Annotated in this window: 16 protein-coding genes and 1 tRNA gene; 12 read left to right on the top strand and 5 right to left on the bottom strand. The window is 46.8% G+C overall.

The window, feature by feature from the left end; genetic code table 11:
* The first annotated feature begins 27 nt into the window (after positions 1 to 27).
* Positions 28 to 525, top strand: coding sequence for a hypothetical protein (locus IC571_RS06420; RefSeq protein WP_215315506.1), 498 nt, complete (start codon positions 28 to 30; stop codon positions 523 to 525).
* A gap of 17 nt (positions 526 to 542) precedes the next feature.
* On the opposite strand, the gene IC571_RS06415 is transcribed toward IC571_RS06420, so the two are convergent.
* Both IC571_RS06415 and IC571_RS06410 read right to left on the bottom strand, forming a co-directional pair.
* Positions 543 to 1859 (bottom strand): APC family permease, encoded by a 1317-nt coding sequence (locus IC571_RS06415; protein ID WP_215315505.1) that lies wholly within the window; start codon positions 1857 to 1859, stop codon positions 543 to 545.
* A 67-nt stretch (positions 1860 to 1926) separates the two neighbouring features.
* Positions 1927 to 2013 (bottom strand) — tRNA-Leu (locus IC571_RS06410).
* Positions 2014 to 2168: 155 nt separating this feature from the next.
* Here IC571_RS06410 and rnr point away from each other — a divergent pair.
* The 3 genes from rnr to IC571_RS06395 are packed head-to-tail and all read left to right on the top strand — an operon-like array spanning position 2169 to position 5534.
* Positions 2169 to 4553 carry a ribonuclease R gene (rnr, locus tag IC571_RS06405; RefSeq protein WP_215315504.1) on the top strand — a complete coding sequence of 795 codons (2385 nt, stop codon included), beginning with the start codon at positions 2169 to 2171 and terminating at the stop codon, positions 4551 to 4553.
* Between the two features lie 11 nt (positions 4554 to 4564).
* Entirely contained in the window at positions 4565 to 5320 is a 756-nt protein-coding gene (rlmB, locus tag IC571_RS06400) for a 23S rRNA (guanosine(2251)-2'-O)-methyltransferase RlmB (protein ID WP_215315503.1), read from the top strand.
* Positions 5321 to 5348: 28 nt separating this feature from the next.
* Positions 5349 to 5534, top strand: coding sequence for a DUF2892 domain-containing protein (locus IC571_RS06395; RefSeq protein ID WP_215315502.1), 186 nt, complete (start codon positions 5349 to 5351; stop codon positions 5532 to 5534).
* 12 nt (positions 5535 to 5546) lie between these two features.
* Here IC571_RS06395 and tal read toward each other — a convergent pair whose 3' ends face one another.
* Positions 5547 to 6521: a transaldolase gene (tal, locus tag IC571_RS06390; RefSeq protein WP_215315501.1), complete on the bottom strand. Its 975-nt coding sequence runs from the start codon at positions 6519 to 6521 to the stop codon at positions 5547 to 5549.
* Positions 6522 to 6600: 79 nt separating this feature from the next.
* Between tal and rpiA the strand changes: the two genes are divergently transcribed.
* A complete protein-coding gene (gene rpiA / locus IC571_RS06385) occupies positions 6601 to 7311 on the top strand; it encodes a ribose-5-phosphate isomerase RpiA (RefSeq protein ID WP_215315500.1) in 711 nt (236 codons plus the stop codon).
* Positions 7312 to 7596: 285 nt separating this feature from the next.
* Here the strand turns inward: rpiA and IC571_RS06380 are convergent, their stop codons facing one another.
* Together IC571_RS06380 and argA are read right to left on the bottom strand one after the other, a co-directional pair.
* A complete protein-coding gene (locus tag IC571_RS06380) occupies positions 7597 to 7869 on the bottom strand; it encodes an oxidative damage protection protein (protein WP_215315499.1) in 273 nt (90 codons plus the stop codon).
* Between the two features lie 32 nt (positions 7870 to 7901).
* A complete protein-coding gene (gene argA, locus IC571_RS06375) occupies positions 7902 to 9266 on the bottom strand; it encodes an amino-acid N-acetyltransferase (protein WP_215315498.1) in 1365 nt (454 codons plus the stop codon).
* Positions 9267 to 9331: 65 nt separating this feature from the next.
* Between argA and hrpA the strand changes: the two genes are divergently transcribed.
* The 7 genes from hrpA (at position 9332) to glnA (ending at position 19611) form a co-directional block, all read left to right on the top strand.
* The gene (gene hrpA / locus IC571_RS06370; RefSeq protein ID WP_215315497.1) at positions 9332 to 13357 is read left to right on the top strand and encodes an ATP-dependent RNA helicase HrpA; all 4026 of its coding nucleotides are present in this window, start codon (positions 9332 to 9334) and stop codon (positions 13355 to 13357) included.
* Between the two features lie 58 nt (positions 13358 to 13415).
* Complete coding sequence (locus IC571_RS06365; RefSeq protein WP_215315496.1) at positions 13416 to 14441, top strand: cytochrome D1 domain-containing protein; 1026 nt, start codon at positions 13416 to 13418, stop codon at positions 14439 to 14441.
* Positions 14442 to 15245 carry a polysaccharide deacetylase family protein gene (locus tag IC571_RS06360; protein WP_251373262.1) on the top strand — a complete coding sequence of 268 codons (804 nt, stop codon included), beginning with the start codon at positions 14442 to 14444 and terminating at the stop codon, positions 15243 to 15245.
* A 3-nt stretch (positions 15246 to 15248) separates the two neighbouring features.
* Complete coding sequence (locus IC571_RS06355; protein ID WP_215315495.1) at positions 15249 to 16229, top strand: sterol desaturase family protein; 981 nt, start codon at positions 15249 to 15251, stop codon at positions 16227 to 16229.
* 22 nt (positions 16230 to 16251) lie between these two features.
* Entirely contained in the window at positions 16252 to 17121 is an 870-nt protein-coding gene (locus IC571_RS06350) for an EI24 domain-containing protein (protein WP_215315494.1), read from the top strand.
* 127 nt (positions 17122 to 17248) lie between these two features.
* Positions 17249 to 17989, top strand: a complete 741-nt coding sequence (locus IC571_RS06345; protein WP_251373556.1) for a molybdopterin-binding protein — start codon at positions 17249 to 17251, stop codon at positions 17987 to 17989.
* A 206-nt stretch (positions 17990 to 18195) separates the two neighbouring features.
* Positions 18196 to 19611: a type I glutamate--ammonia ligase gene (gene glnA / locus IC571_RS06340; RefSeq protein WP_215315493.1), complete on the top strand. Its 1416-nt coding sequence runs from the start codon at positions 18196 to 18198 to the stop codon at positions 19609 to 19611.
* Positions 19612 to 19651: the final 40 nt, after the last annotated feature.

Below are 19651 nucleotides of genomic sequence, written 5' to 3'. Positions count from 1 at the left end.
AAAAATACAGAAAAAGTTCACGCCAATATGCATCTCTTTTCAGAAAATCTCGCTGTCGAAGTTTCAAGCTATTACCGCAATATCGTTCTAGGGCATGGAGCGACGCCTAAGGTATTTACTATGGTGAATGGTGATGGCAGTCAGTATCTGTTCTTTATCGATGATTTACAGATGGAGCGCGCTGACGAAGATCAGTTTCTAGCCTACATCGTCAAAGAGCATGATGCGGTAACTTATGCTAGAGGCACTTTAGTGATTGTTGAGAAGACGCAGCAATTTATCGAATTTGCTGTAGTTGACCAAGATGATGATCAAGCAATTGTTTGTTCGGCTGAGCTGACGCGGGATATGGAAGATAAGCCGATTGGTCTAACGGAGTTTGAAAAGACCCTGGTAAAACGAAATTCAATCGTATTTGGTCATCTCTATGATCCCATAAATCTCTCGGAAGAAAAGACTGAGGATTTTGAAAGTCTTTGGGAAGAAATGAAGCCCAAGATTCTGCACAGAACCATGGGGCTCTAGCTAGTTAAGACGATGAGTCAGTGAGATGTAGAGCCAGGCTTAGCAACAAGATATTTTCTTGAAAGTGCTTCAAGCCCAAAGGATCCAATCAGTGCTGCGGTAAGGGCGATTGCACTACCCGGAGTACTTTCGACCACATTGATAAATAGGGTGATGAACAAACCCAAATTAATGGTGATGGCCGTCCATAAAGGCCAGAGCTTGGCTCCAGTTTTATTTCGTACTTGAATATGACCAAAGGTAATGGCAGCATAGACCAATAAAAAGGATAGGCTAGCCATCTTGCCAACCACATCCAGTGGAAAAGCGATGACCAATGCAATCACAATGATTGAAGAAATGGTTAGCGCGCGAGTTTGAGTCTTAAGAACGGTAGATCCCAGCATTGCAGAGATAGAGCGTTTAGTCGCCATATCAGCAGCAATATTGGAAGCGGCAAAAATCGTTGCATTCAATGCTGCAGCACAGGCAAGCAATGCCGAAGTTCCTATGATCAGTAGTCCCAGTTTGCCGTCTACTATTTGGGCGGCATCGGCAAGCACGTGGCCATTAAATTGAGCAAATTGCGCCGGGGTGAGTAGGAGCACTGATGCTGTGCTTACAAGTATGTAAGCAATCGTGACTAAGCCTAATGCTGTGAACATCGCCAACGGAAGTTCTCGCTGTGGTCTTTTCATGGCATTTGACGAATTCGTTATTACTCCAAAGCCTTGGTAGTTGATGTACAAAATGCCAGCAGCCAGTGCAATCCCATTGATAGACCAGCCTGACATCTCAAAATGGCTTAGGTTGGCTACGTGAATACCGCCAGCAGAAAATAGTAGAAGGGCAATCGTTACAAAGCTGATAGCTAAGGTCTCGGCTCGCCCCACGATACGAGTACCCAAGAGATTAATACCTGCACACAAAATGACAATGACAGCCCCAACCACTTTCACCTCCAATGGGGAGAGCTTGCCACCAATCATCGTATTGGCGTATTCAGAAAACCCTGCTGCGTAGAGTGCTGCTGCAATAAGGTAGGCGATATATTGAAAGATATTTAGGCCACCTGAAATTAAGCCATCTCCAAAGCTCATCACAGTGAAGGTGGCACCCCCGCCGCTACTTGGATAAGTTGCGCCTAATTTTGCATAGGAGTAGACCGAAAATGAAGCGGCTATGGCTCCGATTAAAAATGCCAATGGAATATGGGTGCCTGCATGAGCGCTGGCCGTTCCTAATAGGGAGAATAGGCCTGCGCCCATCATGCCTCCAATACCAAGAGCGGTGGCCGCAAACAAGCTAATGTGTTTGCTGCTCTCGTCGGACTTCTTGAGGAGGTTGGAATTCACGAAATTACTAGCAATAAAGGGTTGTATTTGCTTAATTAGACCCCATATATGGTCTGTAGGGAGAGTTTGGTGCCCAGGAAGGGACTCGAACCCCCACAACCTTACGATCGCCAGCACCTGAAGCTGGTGCGTCTACCAATTTCGCCACCTGGGCATCCCTCCATTATAGAGGGCTGGGCGTTTTAGGCTTCCCCGGGACCCATTTTGGCTTTTTCCCTTCAGACTCAGTGGTTTGATACAGTAGCCTTATTCATAACAATAATAGATATCAGTAGATATAAATAAGGCAGGAATTGCCAAAGGAATTAAATGCGTAAAGCGAAAGACTTGATGCCTAGACAGGCGGATCGTTTAGGTACGGTTCAAGGGCATCGAGATGGATTTGGATTTGTAATCCCCGATGATGGTGGTGAAGATATTTTTCTCTCTGAGCGAGAGATGTCTCGCGTCATGCATGGTGATCGAGTTAATGTCAGAGTAATCGGCACTGATCGACGTGGTCGCCCAGAAGGGCAGATTGTTGAGGTAATGCAGCACGTCAACAAAGTGGTGATTGGGCGACTCTTAAATGAAAATGGTGTACTCATTGTTGCGCCGGAAGATAAGCGTATTGGTCACGATATCTTGATTCCGCCTAAAGGTCAGGGTCAAGCTAAGTTGGGTCAAGTGGTTAGTGTCGAGATTATTGATTATCCGGATAGCTATCGCCAAGCAGTAGGGCGTGTTGTTGAGGTGCTGGGTGAGATTGATGATCCCGGCATGGAGATTGAAATTGCCGTACGTAAGTATGGCGTTCCCCACGAGTTCTCTGCTGCCGCCATGAAAGAGGCTGCTGCCTTACCGGATAGTGTTCGCCAAGAGGATCTTGAGGGTCGCGTCGATTTGCGCGATGTCCCATTGGTCACAATTGATGGTGCTGATGCTAGAGACTTTGATGATGCCGTCTACTGCGAGCCAGTAATGTATGGCAAGACTAAAGCATGGCGTCTGATCGTGGCTATTGCTGATGTGTCTCATTACGTTAAACCTGGGCAACCTCTAGATGATGAGGGGCTATTGCGTGCCACCTCGGTATATTTTCCAAGGCGCGTTATTCCCATGTTGCCTGAAAAGATTTCCAATGGATTGTGCTCGCTTAATCCAGGCGTAGATCGTCTATGTATGGTGTGTGATTCGGTAGTGGATAACAACGGTGTTGTCTTGGCTTACCAGTTCTATCCAGCAGTCATGCATTCAGCACAGCGATTTACCTATGACACTGTTTGGGAGATTCTTTCAAATAGTAAGGGTCCTGAAGCTGCACGTTTTGCGCAATTCCGTCCACTATTAACCAATCTCTACTCTTTATTCAAGATTCTCTTGGACGCTCGTGAAAAGCGTGGTGCCATTGAGTTTGAAACCACTGAGACACAAATTATTAGCAATGAGCTTGGAAAGATTTTACGAATCGAGCCTCGTATTCGAAATGATGCGCACCGCTTAATTGAGGAGTGCATGCTTACGGCAAACGTTTGTGCCGCGGATTTCATTGAAAAGAATAAGCATTTAAGTCTCTATCGTGTACATGGCGAACCTTCTGAAGAGAAGTTGATGACTTTACGTCAAGTGCTCAGAACATCAGGTCTGTCATTGGGTGGCGGCGAGAAACCTAAGCCAAAAGACTTTGCAAAATTGATGCGCGAGATTAAAGACCGTCCTGATGCCAACATGCTGCAATCAGTCGTGCTGCGTTCGATGCAGCAAGCGATGTATCAGCCGGATAATGAAGGCCACTTTGGTTTGGCTTATCCAGCGTACTCTCATTTCACAAGCCCGATTCGTCGCTATCCAGACTTACTGACCCACCGTGTCATTAAGTCGATCTTGCAGAAAAAACCTTATGTACCAGTATTGCCACCTAAGGTTCCTCTAAACCTAACCTTACCGCGTAAGGGCAAAGGTAGGGAGAATGCGGTCAATGCTAAAAAATCCCAAAGCGATGCTAAGGCAGGTGAAGCAAAAGGGGCAAAGGGCGCAAAAGTGCCCAAGGGTGCAAATGCCGCTCTGCCGATTTGGGGTCAGTTAGGAGTGCACTGTTCATCGAATGAGCGCCGTGCTGATGAAGCCTCTCGTGATGTTGAGGCATGGTTAAAGTGTTACTACATGCGGGACCATCTAGGCCAAGAATACGCTGGCACAGTTACGAGTGTTGCTGGCTTTGGTTTGTTTGTTCAACTAGAGAATCTCTTTGTTGAAGGGATGGTGCACGTCACGGAATTGGGCGGCGATTACTTCCAATACGATGAAGCCCGTCAAGAGTTACGTGGTGAACGCACTGGTATTCGTTATCGTTTGGGTGACCGAGTGTATGTCTTAGTAAGCCGTGTTGACCTTGATGCTCGTAAAATTGAATTCAGTCTTGTTAAAGCGTCCAGTGCTGATTTAGGTGGTTCATCAGGCCGACGCCAAACCCTGCTAGCCGCTGATACTGGCAGACCAAATAAGAAGGCTGCCTCTACAAAGAGTAGGCCGTCTCATAAATCACCTCAAAAATCGGGCGGGGTAAATGTCAACGCAGCAAAATCGGCGGGCACATTAAGCGCAACTCAGTCCAAAAGCAAGGCCAGTCGAAAGAGCGGCAAACCAAGCAGGTCTGCTGGTAAAGCAACTAGCTCCAAACCACCAGTGCGTAATACTAGAGCCAGACGTAAATAGAGTAATAGAAGATGAAACAGATATTAGTAGGATTTCATGCGGTTCAAGCGCGTTTGCGAGTTGATCCCGATAGTTTGAAGTCAGTGTACTTTGATCCAACTCGTCGCGATCGACGCATGGGAGATTTTTTAAAGCAGGCCGAAGAAATTTTGGGCGAGCGTTTGCATGCAGCAGATGCTGAGCGACTCCATAAGTTAACCGGCCATGATCGTCACCAAGGCGTTGTTGCTTTGGCAGAAAAGATGACCATGGCTCGTACCATTACTGAAGTTGTTGAAGATGTTGAGGGCAGCAAAGAAAAACCGTTGTTTTTGGTGCTAGATGGCATCACTGATCCCCATAACTTTGGCGCTTGCCTGCGTGTTGCTGATGGTGCAGGCGTCAATGCAGTTGTTATTCCAAAAGATCGCTCTGCCTCGATCAATGCTACGGTGAGTAAGGTCTCTAGTGGCGCATCTGAAGTGATGCCAGTGATTACCGTGACCAATCTTGTCCGTAGCATGAAAGAAATGCAAGAGGCGGGTGTCTGGCTCATCGGTACTGACGATGAAGCTGAAAAATCGATTTATGACATTGATTTAACAGGTTCCGTTGCAATTGTGATGGGCGCTGAAGGTGAGGGCATGCGCCGCCTGACTCGCGAAACTTGCGATGAGCTAGTGCGCATCCCCATGCAAGGAGTAGTGTCAAGTTTGAATGTATCAGTAGCTAGTGGCGTATGCTTATATGAGGCGCTCAGACAACGCCAGGTTAAAGCAGTTAAGTAACTAAGTAGCAAGACACAAGGAGCTCAATATGAAATGCAATATAGGTCACACCGATCGCGTTCTTCGCATGACTGTTGGCGTCACGCTAATGGGTTTAGCAGGCTTCGGAATTACTGGGCCTTGGGCATGGATTGGCATCCTGCCTCTATTAACTGGAATGCTTGGCTACTGTGGAGCTTATAGCCTATTAGGCATCAATACCGCCAAGAAGTAAGACGCTAGCAAATTAGTTTGCTAGCAAAGCTTCCAGTTTTTCGGTATCTACACAGAAATTACGGATACCTTCAGCTAATTTCTCGGTTGCCATTGCATCATTATTCAATTGCAATCGGAAACTTGATTCATCTAGCTTGAGTGGCGTTATGTTTTCAGCGCTCAGCGCACCTTGGGCATTAGCCGCATCTAATTTCTTGCTTATTGCGCCAGTATTTCCACTGAGTTCAGCCAATAGCTCAGGGCTAATAGTTAAAAGGTCGCAGCCTGCAAGTTCCAGGATCTGGCTGGTATTACGAAAGCTGGCACCCATGATCTCTGTGGAAATACCAAAGTGCTTGTAGTAATGAAAGATTCGCTTGACGGATGTAACGCCCGGGTCGTTGGCGCCACCGTTGTTGGCATCACTCCAATTACTTCCTAATTTTGCTTTGTACCAATCTGTAATACGCCCAACAAATGGGGAAATGAGTTTTGCGTTAGCGGCACCACATGCAGCAGCTTGGACCAGTGAAAAGAGTAGGGTCATATTGCAATGGATACCTGATGCCTCCAGTTCTTTTGCGGCAGCAATGCCTTCCCATGTGCCAGCAAGCTTAATTAGGATGCGCTTGCGATCGATGCCATGCGATGCATAAAGGGCAATTAAATGTTTAGCCTTAGCAACGGTTGCTTTGGTGTCAAACGAAAGGCGTGCATCTACTTCAGTAGATACGCGACCAGGAACAATCTTCAGAATCTCCAAACCAAATGCGACTAAGATGTAATCGACTAAATCGGTGGCACTCATGCCTGGATGAGCAGACTTAACTGACTGAACCAAAGATTGATAGTTGCTTTGTTGGGCCGCCTTCAGAATGAGCGAAGGGTTAGTGGTTGCATCCTGCGGCTGAAAAGCCTGCATCCGCTCAAAGTCTCCGGTATCTGCCACTACCGTAGTGAATTTTTTCAGTTGCTCTAGTTGGCTTGGGGCTGAGGTGCTGTTCATAAGGGAATTTGCAGGGTCAATATCTTGAATATCATATGATAGATGCATTAAATACGATGTTCCAGTAAATGGCGGATATATGAATCAGGATCAACTCAAGCAAATGGTGGGTGAGGCTGCCCGTGACGAGGTACTCAAGTTGCCCGTAGGTCAGATTCTGGGTGTAGGCACAGGCTCTACTGCCAATTGCTTTATTGATGCCTTAGCTCCACATAAAGATCACTTTGCCGGCACTGTATCTAGTTCAAATGCAACTACCGAGAGGCTGCTTAAGCATGGCTTTAAAGTGCTTGATCCAAATGAGGTTCAAGGTTTGCCTGCTTATGTTGATGGTGCCGATGAGATTGATCCCAAAGGCAACATGATTAAAGGCGGTGGCGGAGCGCTTACCCGTGAAAAAATTATCGCCTCAATGGCTAAGCAATTTATTTGTATTTGCGATGCCTCAAAACAGGTTCCCGTACTCGGTAACTTTGCTTTGCCTGTAGAAATCATTCCCCTAGCTAAAGGGGGGGTTACCCGTGAATTAGAAAAGCTTGGGGGTACGGTTAGCTTGCGTTCATCTAAGTCTACGCGCGCTGATCTAGGCCAAACACCAAGTGAGCCTTTTGTCACTGATAACGGAGGTTGGATCTTGGATGTGGCTGGCTTGCGGATTGCTAACCCAATTCAGATGGAATCCCAGATCAATCAAATCGCAGGCGTGATTACTGTTGGTTTGTTTGCTAAAGAAAAGGCCAATGTGCTTTTAGTAAGCAATGCAACGGGTGTCAGCCGCATTACCTTTTAAGGTCTTATTCTTTTGACATTAAAAAACCCGACGGGGTATGCCCATCGGGTTGTTTGCCATGGTTCGCATGGCGCAGGCGCTCGGAAGGTATCTAGTTCCTTAGCCTTATAAGCACATAGATGCGCTTATTTTTAATGGCTTTCGCCAATGTAGCGAAGCACAATATCTGCCTTGCTACAATTTCATCCTATGCCTCAGTAAATGCGATGTCAATCTTCAAAATCGGATTTATGAAAAATTAATTGAAGATTTTTATGCTGTAGCGCAGCAGCCAAAAGGGGTTAATTACTCAGTAGGCGGTACGAAGCCTTGGGCGGTATCGGCACCGCCTTCAAAGAAATGCTTTTCTACTTGCTTTAAAAGGTGCTGGCGGGCGCGAGGGTCGGCCATATTGAGGCGGTTCTCGTTAATCAACATCGTTTGCTGTTTTAACCAACCAGCCCATGCCTCTTTAGAGACTTGATTCCAAATTCGTTTGCCAAGCTCGCCAGGAAGGGGGGCGAAATCCAAGCCCTCAGCTTCTTTATTGAGTTTGATGCATTGAACCATCCGTGCCATCTGTAATACCTTTCTTAATTGCTTAATTTCTTTTATAGGTCTTTAGTTAAAACCATGGACTTGCGGTCCCAGTTATAAATTTGTTTTCTTTCTTCAGGCAAGTCATCCACTGTCGCCCGTTTAAAGCCACGCTTCAAGAACCAATGTTCTGTTCTGGTGGTTAAAACAAATAATTTTTTAATACCTTCTTGCTTGGCACGCATTTCAATGCGTTTTAGCAAACGTTCACCATCGCCAGAGCCTTGAACATCTGGATCCACTGCCAGGCAGGCGAGTTCACCAACTCCATTGGGGAAGGGGAAGAGTGCTGCGCAACCGAAGAGCACGCGATCATGCTCAATGACTGAGAAGCGCTGAATATCGCGCTCAATGACATCTTGGCCACGAGCAGCCAAGATACCTTCTTCTTCTAAAGGCATAGTAAGTTGCAAAATGCCGCCCACGTCATCTTGATTGGCTTCACGTAAGTTTTCGATATCCGATGAGGCAAGCATCATGCCAATACCATCGTGCGTAAAGAGCTCTTCAAGTAGCGCACCATCTTGATTGCAGGGCAAGAAGTGCACACGGCTAACGCCTGCCCGAATGGCACGACCAGCAATATTGAGCATTCCCTTCATGCCAAGATCTAAATCTTTATGCTGCATGACATAGTCTTGCATCTGCGGCATTGAGAGTTCCGTAATGAAATCACCCTCGTCATCCTTAAGACCTTCATAGGGACTTAAGAAGATGAGCTTATCGGCTTTGAGAGCTGCAGCAGTAGAAGCGGCAACATCCTCGAAGGCTAAGTTGAACGCTTGACCTGTTGGGGAGAAGCCTAAAGGTGATAGCAACACAATCTTATTGCTATCAAGCGAGAGTTTGATAGAGGTAGAGTCAACCTTACGGACTAAACCTGTGTGAATGTAATCAATACCATCGACTACACCCACAGGCATGGCAGTAATAAAGTTTCCAGAAATCACTGAGATGCGTGAACCAGCCATCGGCGTATTGGGTAGACCGCGACTAAATGCCGCCTCAATATCAAGGCGCAATTCACCAGCAGCTTCTTTGACGCATTCAAGGGCGGCAGCATCGGTAATCCGATAGCTGTGCATTGCGCTTTTGCCAAACTTGCTCTTAATCTTGCGTAGCTTGAGTTGTTCTTCAATTTGCGGACGAATGCCGTGTACCAGAACAATTCGCATACCCATGGCATGCAACATCGCAATATCTTCGATAAGATTCTCAAGACCAGCTTCTTGAACCAACTCACCCGCAAAAGCGATTACAAAGGTTTTCTCTCGGAAGCTATGGATGTAGGGTGCGACATCGCGCAACCACCCTACAAAGGGGAAGTTCGAGGTAGATTCTTCGGCGCTGGACGCCTGGTTTGGTGCATTTGTCGGCATAGTGAGAAAATTATAGGGTGCAAGAGCCCATAAACCAACAAAAACCCCAGCCAATATCAAAGCCTGTGCCTGCTTCCAACACTGGACGAAGGCTCGAGATCCGCTTCCCGGAAGAATTGCCTGTCTCAGGTCAGCGTCAGCTGATCAAGGATGCCTTGCAAAGCCACCAGGTGGTCATTGTCTGTGGTGAGACGGGCTCGGGCAAAACAACGCAGCTACCAAAGATCTGTTTGGACCTTGGCAGGGGCGCCATCAATGGCGGGAAACTCATAGGTCATACCCAACCTCGCAGAATTGCCGCGACTGCGACTGCCAAGCGTATTGCTCAAGAGCTGGGCTCGCCGATAGGGCAAGACGTCGGCTATCAGGTTCGCTTTGCAGACAAGACGAGCAATACCGCCTCCGTCAAATTAATGACCGATGGCATCTTGTTAGCTGAGACACAGCGTGACCCCCAACTGCGAGCTTATGACACCCTCATCATTGACGAGGCACATGAACGTAGTCTGAATATTGATTTCTTGCTTGGCTATCTGAGGCAGCTATTACCTAAACGCCCCGATCTCAAGCTCATCATTACATCAGCAACCATCGATGCACAGCGCTTTGCTGAGCACTTTGCCTTAAATGGCAAGATGGCTCCTGTAATTGAAGTGAGTGGCAGACTCTTTCCGGTGGAGCAGCGTTATTCACCACTCGAGCCTGATGCTAAGTCAGAAAATAAGTCAGAAAATAAACCTGACGCCAAAAAAGAATCGAAGGCCGCTAAAGAAATTCCGGAGGCGGTTGCAGAAGAGATTGCAAAGCTTTGGCGAGAGGGCGCTGCTGGCGCGGGTGATGTGTTGGTATTTTTGCCGGGCGAGCGTGAGATTCGCGATTGTGCTGAAGCGCTTCGCAAGGACCATGTTTTGCAGCAACGCTTACATCCAGAAGTATTGAGTCTCTTTGCGCGCCAATCCGTTGCAGAACAAGAAAGAGTGTTTTCACCTGGTAATGGACGTCGAATTATTCTCACGACAAACGTTGCAGAGACTTCTCTGACGGTGCCCAATATTCGCTATGTTATTGATAGTGGGTTAGCTCGAGTAAAGCGCTATTCCTATCGTAACAAGGTGGAGCAGTTGCAGATCGAACCCATCTCTCAGGCTGCTGCTAATCAACGCGCAGGTCGTTGCGGACGTGTGTCAGATGGTATTTGTGTGCGACTCTATAGTGAGCAAGATTTTCTGGGTCGTCCTAAATTTACCGACCCAGAAATTCTACGTAGCTCATTAGCGGCAGTCTTATTGCGCATGAGTGCTTTGCGTTTGCCAAGGATTCAGCATTTTCCATTCATTGATAAGCCTCTAGGTAGGGCTATTGCCGATGGCGTGCAGCTTTTAGACGAGTTGGGTGCCATTGAATTTGAGGACGCGCACGCAGGTGATGCTAAAGATAGCAAAGAGCAACATCAGCACTTTAAGTTAACGCCTATTGGTAAACAGTTAGCCGACTTACCGCTTGATCCGCGCATTGGCCGAATACTGTTGGCAGCGAAAGAGCAGAATGCCTTAAAGGAAGTCACGATTATTGCTTCAGCTCTAGCCACCCAAGATCCACGTGAACGCCCTATGGATCAGGCTGGCGCTGCAGACCAGGCGCATTTGCAGTTTGCGGATGAGCGCTCTGAGTTCTTGAGTTTTGTGAAGCTCTGGAATTGGTATCAGGATGCCTTGCAACACAAACACAGTAATCGTCAGTTAGAGAATTTATGCCGCAGTAAATTTCTATCGCCACGTCGCATGCGTGAATGGCGTGATGTGCATGGTCAACTGCATACCATGCTCGGAGAGAAGGGCTGGAAAGAAAATGGTCTCGCTGCTACCTATGAGCAAGTCCATTTATCACTCCTAACTGGCTTACTAGGCTTTATTGCGAAAAAAGAAGAGGATGAAAAATCTCAAGACCGTAATAGTAAGACAGGTGGTTATGTCGGTGCCCGAGGCATACGTCCATTCATTTGGCCGGGCTCAACTATTGGCAAAAAAGCAGGGGCATGGATTTTGGCAGGCGAGTTGCAGGAAACCAGCCGCATGTATGCTCGCACGATTGCCAAAATTGAGCCGCAGTGGGTCGAGAAGGTCGCAGCACATCGATTAATTAAATCCTTGAGCGACCCCTTTTGGGATAACCGTCAAGGCGAAGTGCTGGCATTTGAACGGGGCACCTTGTATGGACTGCCCATCTACCATGGACGTCGAGTGCGCTACGAGCCTCATGGCGTAGAAGAAGCGCGTGAACTATTTATACGCCAAGCCTTAGTGCAAGAAGAGTTATTTGGGCGAATGGATACGCCCGCATTACAACGCGAAACCGAGGCCGATGCCAAGCTCAAATATTCCAACACCTTTGGCTTCTTTTGGCACAACCACCGCCTAGTAAAAGAGATCGAAGCTTTAGAGCATCGCTCACGTCGTCCTGATGTCTTGGTAGATGATGATCTTCTGTTTGCCTTCTATGACGCCCGCATTCCAAAAGATATTTGTAATCGCGAGGGACTTAAAAGTCATCTCAATAAACATCTCGATCTTGATACTCAGCTACGTCTTGAAAAAGCAGATCTCATGCGGCATGAGGCGGCAGGTATCACGGTTGATCGTTACCCCAAGGTCATGAAAGTAGGTGGTACACAGCTCAACTTAACATATCACTTTGAACCAGGCAGCCCCAAGGATGGTGTAACTCTTGTAGTGCCATTGGCGCAGCTCAATCAAATTGATGGGCGTCGCTGCGACTGGCTCGTGCCAGGCATGTGCGAAGAGAAGATTCTGTTGTTGCTGAAGACGTTGCCACAAAAACTGCGGCGCCATTGTGTTCCTTTGCCTGATTACGCAAAGTCATATTTGGAGCGTAAGCTCGAAAGCAATCAATTTGGGGTGGGCGATTTTTTAGACAGTCTGATTGATGATATTCGGCAAGAGCGTGGCCTAGAAATTAAGAGAGCAGATTTCCGGCCAGAGGCGCTACCATTGCATTGCTCCATGAACTTTCGTTTGATAGATGAGCACGGTCGCCAATTAGAGCTCGAACGTAATTTAGCCCGTTTGCGTTCTGAATATGGTCAAACAGCGCGCGAGGCATTTCAGGCTGTAACCCAAGAGATAGCTGGTGCCGAGTTGGGTATTGATCCAATGAAGGTCACGAATACCAAAGAGCAGGCGCCACAACGGGCTCGGAAGGTGGAGCAGGGTGGCTACCGCACTTGGGAGTTTGGTGAGCTTCCAGAAACCCTAGAAATTGCCAAGGGCAACAAGACGCTCTTTGGTTATCCTGCGCTGATTGATCGTGGCGATTATTGCGATCTCGAAGTATTCGATGATTTATTGGAAGCGCGCAAGCAGCATGCTCAAGGTTTGCGTCGACTGTTTGCTTTAAGTAATAAAGACACCTTAAAAGCACTACAAAAACAATTACCCGGTATTCGGGAGATTGGTTTGCTCTTCATTAATGTCGGCTCAGTAGATGGTTTACTGGAGCAGATTCTCAACCTTTCTGTAGAGCGTGCCTTTATGGCAGAGCCATTGCCCAATACATCAGAGCTATTTACGCAGAGACTTCAAGAGGGTAAGCCGAGATTAGCCTTAATTGCTCAAGAGATTGCGCGCCATACTCTAGCGGCTTTACAAGGCTACGCTGATTTACAGAAAAAAATAGCTCAAGCAAAAGCAGCCTCTCCAAGCGCATATGCGGACATTCAGACACAAGTGCAGGGATTAATTTTTGAGAGGTTTGTTGCTGAAATTCCTTATGTGCAGTTGGTGCATTTACCGCGCTACCTCAAGGCCATTGCATTGCGAATCGATAAGATGCGATCTAACCCATCCCGTGACATGCAGTGTCAAAAGGATTGGGAGTCAGTGGCAAGACCATGGCAAAAGCTGGTACAGGGGAATAGGGGATCTGCTGCCTACGCAATGGAGGGTGACCAATCCCTCAAGGATTTTCGTTGGCAGTTGGAAGAGCTGAGGGTGGCCCTGTATGCCCAAGAGCTTAAAACGCCTACACCGATGTCGATTAAGCGTTTAGAAAAAGTTTTGGCCAGCTTGCGCTAGGTCAAATTTAACCTCCTAGAAGGGGTTTTAGCCATGCTGCATTGCTTACAATGTCGTTATGCATATATTTATCAAGATTAGAACTTTTGGCGCTGCTGTCTTATTCCTAGGTTTAGCCTTCGCCAATGCTCAAATACCTGCGTACGCGCAATCCAATTCCTCTAATGCTCCAGCACAGCCAAAGTTAGCGGTCATTCTGAATTCTGGTGCGGCATCCGTCAGCTTGATTGATATGCAAACGCGTGAAGTCGTTAAAACGATTCCAGTTGGCAAAGAGCCGCATCACCTGATGATGACCCCAGATCAAAAAACCTTGCTGATTGCCAATGCCGCCGGCAATGATGTGGTGTTGATGAATCCAGTAAGCGGTGAAATCACAGGGCGCGTACCCAACATCATTGATCCATACCAAATTGGTTACTCGCCAAATCACAAATGGTTTGTGTCGAATGGTAATCGTTTGGATCGAGTGGATATCTATGCCGCAAATGGCGCCGATCTTAAATTAGCCAAGACAGTTAAATTAGCCAAGACACCAAGCCATATTGCATTTACTTCGGATAGCAAGATCGCATTTATTACTTTGCAAGATTCCAGTGAGCTTGCAGCAATTGATCTTGAAACACAAAATGTTCTGTGGGTCATGCCAACAGGCAAGGTACCTGCAGGATTGTGGATGACGCCTGGCGATCAGTATTTATTGGTAGGCATTACTGGTGAAGACAATGTTCAAGTAATCGACTGGAAAAATCGCAAAGAAGTTAAACGTATCTTCACTGGCAAAGGAGCACATAACTTTCGCCCTCTAGGCGATAAGAAGCATGTCTTTGTCAGCAATCGCATCGCTTCCACTATTAGCCTGATCAATATGCAAACCTTAGAAAAAGTGGGCGAGATCACTGGGCTTCCTTCGGGTCCAGATGATATGGAAATTACCCCTGACGGAAAGACGATGTGGGTAACCTTTCGTTTTGCTAAGAAGGTAGGGGTCATTGACATCCCTTCCATGAAGCTAGTGACTGTTATCCCGGTTGGCAAGTCTCCTCACGGCGTCTTCTTCTATCCTAGGGCAGCATGGGAATAAATGGCTAAGGCGATGAAATGTATTCACATCATTTATTTTGCAGCCGGGCTCATGCTCGGCTGTTTTTCATTTGGTGTGAGTGCTCAGGCGCAGACTCAAGCTCAAGCGTGCAATAAAACGGTATATCTGACGTTTGATACAGGCAATATGTCAGTGGCTGAAAAGGTAGCGGAGATACTCAGACGACAAGATATTAAAGCTACTTTTTTCTTGGCGAACGAAAAAACCTTTCGTGGTGACTACGCTCTAGATGATGCATGGAAACCATTTTGGCAATCGCTGGCAAAAGAAGGGCATCACTTTGGTAGCCATACCTATGACCACACCTATTTTGTTAAAGATGGACCCAAAGGTGAGGTCTTTGAAAAACCGCAGTTTGGTCCGAAAGCGGAGATGACCATTTTGTACAACGAGGCGGCGATTTGCAAAGAGATACGCCGAGTAGATCAACGCTTTCAGGAACTCACGAACCAGTCTTTGCAAAAAATTTGGCGCGCTCCTGGTGGAAAAACTTCTCCGACCCTCATTCGGATGGGGGGTATGTGTGGATACCAGCATATTGGATGGGCGCCAGCGGGATTTTTGGGTGATGAGCTCAATTCAGATAAATATCCTAATCAGGCCTTATTGGAAAAAGCCAGTAAAGCCATTCAGGATGGCGACATCACCATGGCGCACTTAGGTATTTGGTCTAGAAAAGATCCTTGGGCGCCTGCAGTATTAGAGCAATTAATTATCAATTTGAAGCAACGCGGCTTCTGTTTTGGACTGCTACCCAAAAGTTCGGAGAATCAGTCAAAATAAAGTATGGAATGGATCACGATTACCTCTGTAATTTCAAGCGCGTACGGTAGCGTTCAAGAATGGTTATTTACCAATATCGTTGGCCCGGTCCTTTATCAATTCGATCTGATGTCATGGGCTGAAGATGCCTTTGATGGAATTGATTGGTTTTTATTCGGCTGTATTCAAATCATTTTGATTGTGGTTTTTCTGCGCACTTGGGAGCGATTTCAGCCCGCGGAACCACAAGAACGTTTTGCATCATCTACAAAAGCAGATGTGTTCTACACCGTTTTTCATCGCCTAGGCATCTTTCATGGATTGATGTTTATTGCTTTATCTGGATTCTTTTTTGAGATTGACTCGGTGTTACATGATTTTCGATTTGATCGTCTCAATGTCGAGAGTTGGTGGCCTGGCATCACCTCCATTCCTGTAGTAAGTTTTGTAATTTATTTGATCTTGTTGGATTTGGTGGATTATCTCTACCATCGCGCCTCACATGCTTTCAATTGGTGGTGGCAATTGCATGCTCTGCATCACAGTCAAACAGTCATGACGGCTTGGTCTGATAATCGCAACCATCTTCTTGATGACATCATGCGCGCGACAGTCATGGCGTTTTTTGCCTTACTGTTTGGTGTATCGCCAGGGCAATTTGTTGCTTTAGTGGCCATCAGTCAATTCATCCAAAGCTGGCAGCATGCCAATATCAAAAATGATTTAGGTGTGGGGCAGTACTTACTCATTTCCCCGATGTATCACCGTATGCACCATGCCGTGGGTTACGGTCATGAAGCACAAGGCAAGCCTGGCGTACTGGGTGGTTGTAATTTTGGGGTGTTATTTCCTTGGTGGGACATGATATTTGGGACTGCCATTTTCCCAAAGGCGGTCTATCCCACTGGCGTGCGAAACTTAACGGTCTCGCAAAATATCGTGACACAACAATGGCAGGGTTTGGTACACGCAGCGCGTGAGTTGTTTGCTAAACAGCGAACCTAGGCGCTGGTGAGTTAGGAGTTATATGGTCGGTATACAGCAAGTATTTAAATCGTTTGGACTTGCGTTAGTAGGAACAATGCATCCGCGGATGCTGTGGTTAAGTCTGCGCCCATTTTTAATTGTGTCAGTACTTTGGGGGTGCCTGATATGGCTCACTTGGACTCCGGCACTTGAAGCTCTCAGTATTTTTCTGACCAACTCGATATTCACAAGCTGGATACAGGAAGGCTTAATCTGGGCTGGTTTTGATAATGCGCGAGCATGGATTGCACCATTATTCTTTGTAATGCTCATCATTCCACTCATCACCATTAGTCTTTTGGTGCTGATTGCATTTTCGACTGTACCTTCGATTGTCAATATTGTTGCTAGGCAATCGCAGTACCATGGATTGGAGCGAAGACAGGGTGGAGGCTTCTTTGGTAGTCTGGTCTATACGCTTTGGTCTGCTTTGATTTGTTTGGCGCTGGTTTTATTGACATTGCCAGTGTGGTGGGTGCCACCGCTTGTGGCCATCTTGCCGCCTTTGCTTTGGGGTTGGTTGACAATGCGCCTCATGTCCTATGACGTGTTAGCAAAACATGCCAGCACAGAAGAGCGCGATCTCTTAATTGAAAAATACCGTTGGCCATTATTGGTGATGGGTATTGCTTCAGGAATGCTGGGGGCTGTACCAACATTCTTTTGGGCAACCTCTGCATTGGCCTTGGTGCTCTTTCCTGTGGTGAGTTTTGTAGCCCTCTGGATTTACTCACTCATTTTTGTTTTTGCCGCATTATGGTTTAGCCACTTTCTATTAGATGCCTTAAAAACCTTAAGACAGGAAGAGTTGGATAAAGCCTTGACTATCCCAACACGTGTGATTGAAACGGAGCTTCCCTATCATGGCTGATGAAATAGTTAATGCAGTCAAAAAGGTGGAGGTCGATACTCCAGAAGGCGAGGCTAAAGCTGTTAGACGCTTTGGTCTGATTGTGATTGGCGATGAAATTTTGTCAGGTCGCCGTCAAGACAAGCACATGAATAAACTCATTGAGTTATTAACAGAGCGCGGCTTGAGCCTAAGTTGGGCTAGATATGTAGCTGACGATCCTAGGCAAATCACTACGACTCTAAAAGATAGTTTTGCGAGTGGTGATGTGGTCTTTAGTACCGGCGGTATTGGAGCAACACCAGATGATCACACGCGACAGTGTGCTGCATTAGCGCTTGGTACCAAAACAGAATTGCATCCGACTGCACGCGAGTTGATTGCCGGGCGCATTCAGTCGATGGCTGAAGGCGATCCCATTAAAGCAGATCTCAACACCCCAGAAAATCAACATCGTTTCAAGATGGGTGAGTTTCCGATTGGTAGTGACATCATTCCCAATCCCTACAATCAAATTCCGGGATTTCGGATTAAAGAACACCACTTTGTTCCTGGCTTTCCGGTGATGGCGGCACCGATGATGGCGTGGTGCTTAGATACCCATTACAAAGACTTGTTTCATCAAGAAAACTGGGCAGAGCAGAGCTTTATTGTGCCCAAGGGGATTGAGTCAACCTTGACGCCGCTGATGGAGTGTATCGAAGCCAATTTTCCGGGGGTAAAGGTCTTTAGCCTCCCTTCCGTGGGGGATGCCACTAGGGGCGGGGTATATGCCCAGCGACATATAGAACTTGGCATTAAGGGTAACGCTAATTTGCTAGAAAGTGCTTGGATTGCCTTAAGGACAGGCACTCAAGCGCTGGGTTACGAAATCCACGATATTACCTAAGCAATTTATGCCCTAAAACGGTGCAAAATAGGCGTTTCTATGGGGTAAAGCAGGTATTCCGGCACTTAAACAGTGCAATAATGAGGATTCCCCGTTGTTTGCTTCAGTAAATTACATACATCCGAGAGGCATGTTGCATGCCTGGAATAAACAAGGGTGTATGCCTTAGTTTTGAATTCCAAGTTTAGTTAATAGAGGAGAGCTGCATGACGAAGACCGTCGCCGATGTGATGAAGTTAGTTAAAGAGAAAGAATGTACTTTCGTTGATTTCCGCTTTGTAGATACAAAGGGTAAAGAGCAACATACAACGGTGCCTATTTCTGCTTTTGACGAAGACAAGTTTGAGAGCGGTCATGCATTTGACGGTTCTTCTATTGCTGGTTGGAAGGGTATTGAAGCTTCTGACATGTTGCTCAAACCAGATCCAACCGCTGCTTATATCGATCCATTCTATGAAGAGCCAACTTTAGTGTTGACTTGTGATGTGATCGAGCCAGCAGACGGTAAAGGTTACGATCGTGACCCACGCTCTATCGCAAAACGCGCTGAAGCTTATTTGAAGAGCACTGGTCTTGGCGATACAGCTTACTTTGGTCCAGAGCCAGAATTCTTTATTTTTGACGGCGTTCGTTGGGGTGCCGACATGCAAGGTTGCTTTGTGAAGATTGATTCTGAAGAGGCTCCATGGTCTTCATCTAAAGAGATCGAAGGCGGCAATACTGGTCACCGTCCAGGCAAGAAGGGTGGTTACTTCCCAGTTGCTCCAGTAGATACATTCCAAGACATGCGTTCTGAAATGTGTTTGATCCTTGAATCATTGGGCATTCCAGTTGAAGTGCATCACCATGAAGTTGCTGGCCAAGGTCAGAACGAATTGGGCACAAAGTTCAGCACATTGGTACAGCGTGCTGACTGGACTATCTGGCAAAAGTATGTGATTCAGAACGTTGCTCATGCTTATGGCAAGACAGCTACTTTCATGCCTAAGCCAGTTGTTGGCGATAACGGTTCTGGTATGCACGTTCACCAATCTATTTGGAAGAACGGCGAGAACTTATTTGCTGGCAATGGTTATGCTGGTTTGTCAGAGTTTGCGCTCTACTACATCGGTGGCATCATTAAACATGCCAAAGCTTTGAATGCGATCACTAACCCAGGTACAAACTCATACAAGCGTTTGGTACCAGGCTTCGAGGCTCCTGTGAAGTTGGCTTACTCAGCACGTAACCGTTCTGCTTCAATTCGTATTCCACACGTTGCGAATCCAAAAGGCCGCCGTATTGAGACTCGCTTCCCAGATCCATTGGCAAACCCATACTTGGCATTCTCTGCATTGATGATGGCTGGTTTGGATGGCGTTCAGAACAAGATTCATCCTGGCGATGCTGCAGATAAGAACTTGTATGACTTGCCACCAGAAGAAGATGCAAAGATCCCAACCGTTTGCGCAAGCTTGGAAGAAGCTTTGGCAGCACTCGAGAAGGATCATGAGTTCTTGACTCGTGGTGGTGTATTCACTGAGTCCATGATTGATGCTTATATCGGATTGAAGATGGAAGATGTCACACGTTTCCGTATGACAACTCATCCAATCGAATTCGATATGTACTACTCCCTGTAAGCGAAGGAGAGAACTTGAGCGCAGGTTTGTTGCGCAATTC

Source organism: Polynucleobacter sp. MWH-UH2A (genome assembly GCF_018687195.1).
GTDB lineage: Bacteria > Pseudomonadota > Gammaproteobacteria > Burkholderiales > Burkholderiaceae > Polynucleobacter.
The sequence above is the reverse complement of the archived record's forward strand: the minus strand, read 5'-3'. Positions and strand labels throughout refer to the sequence as shown.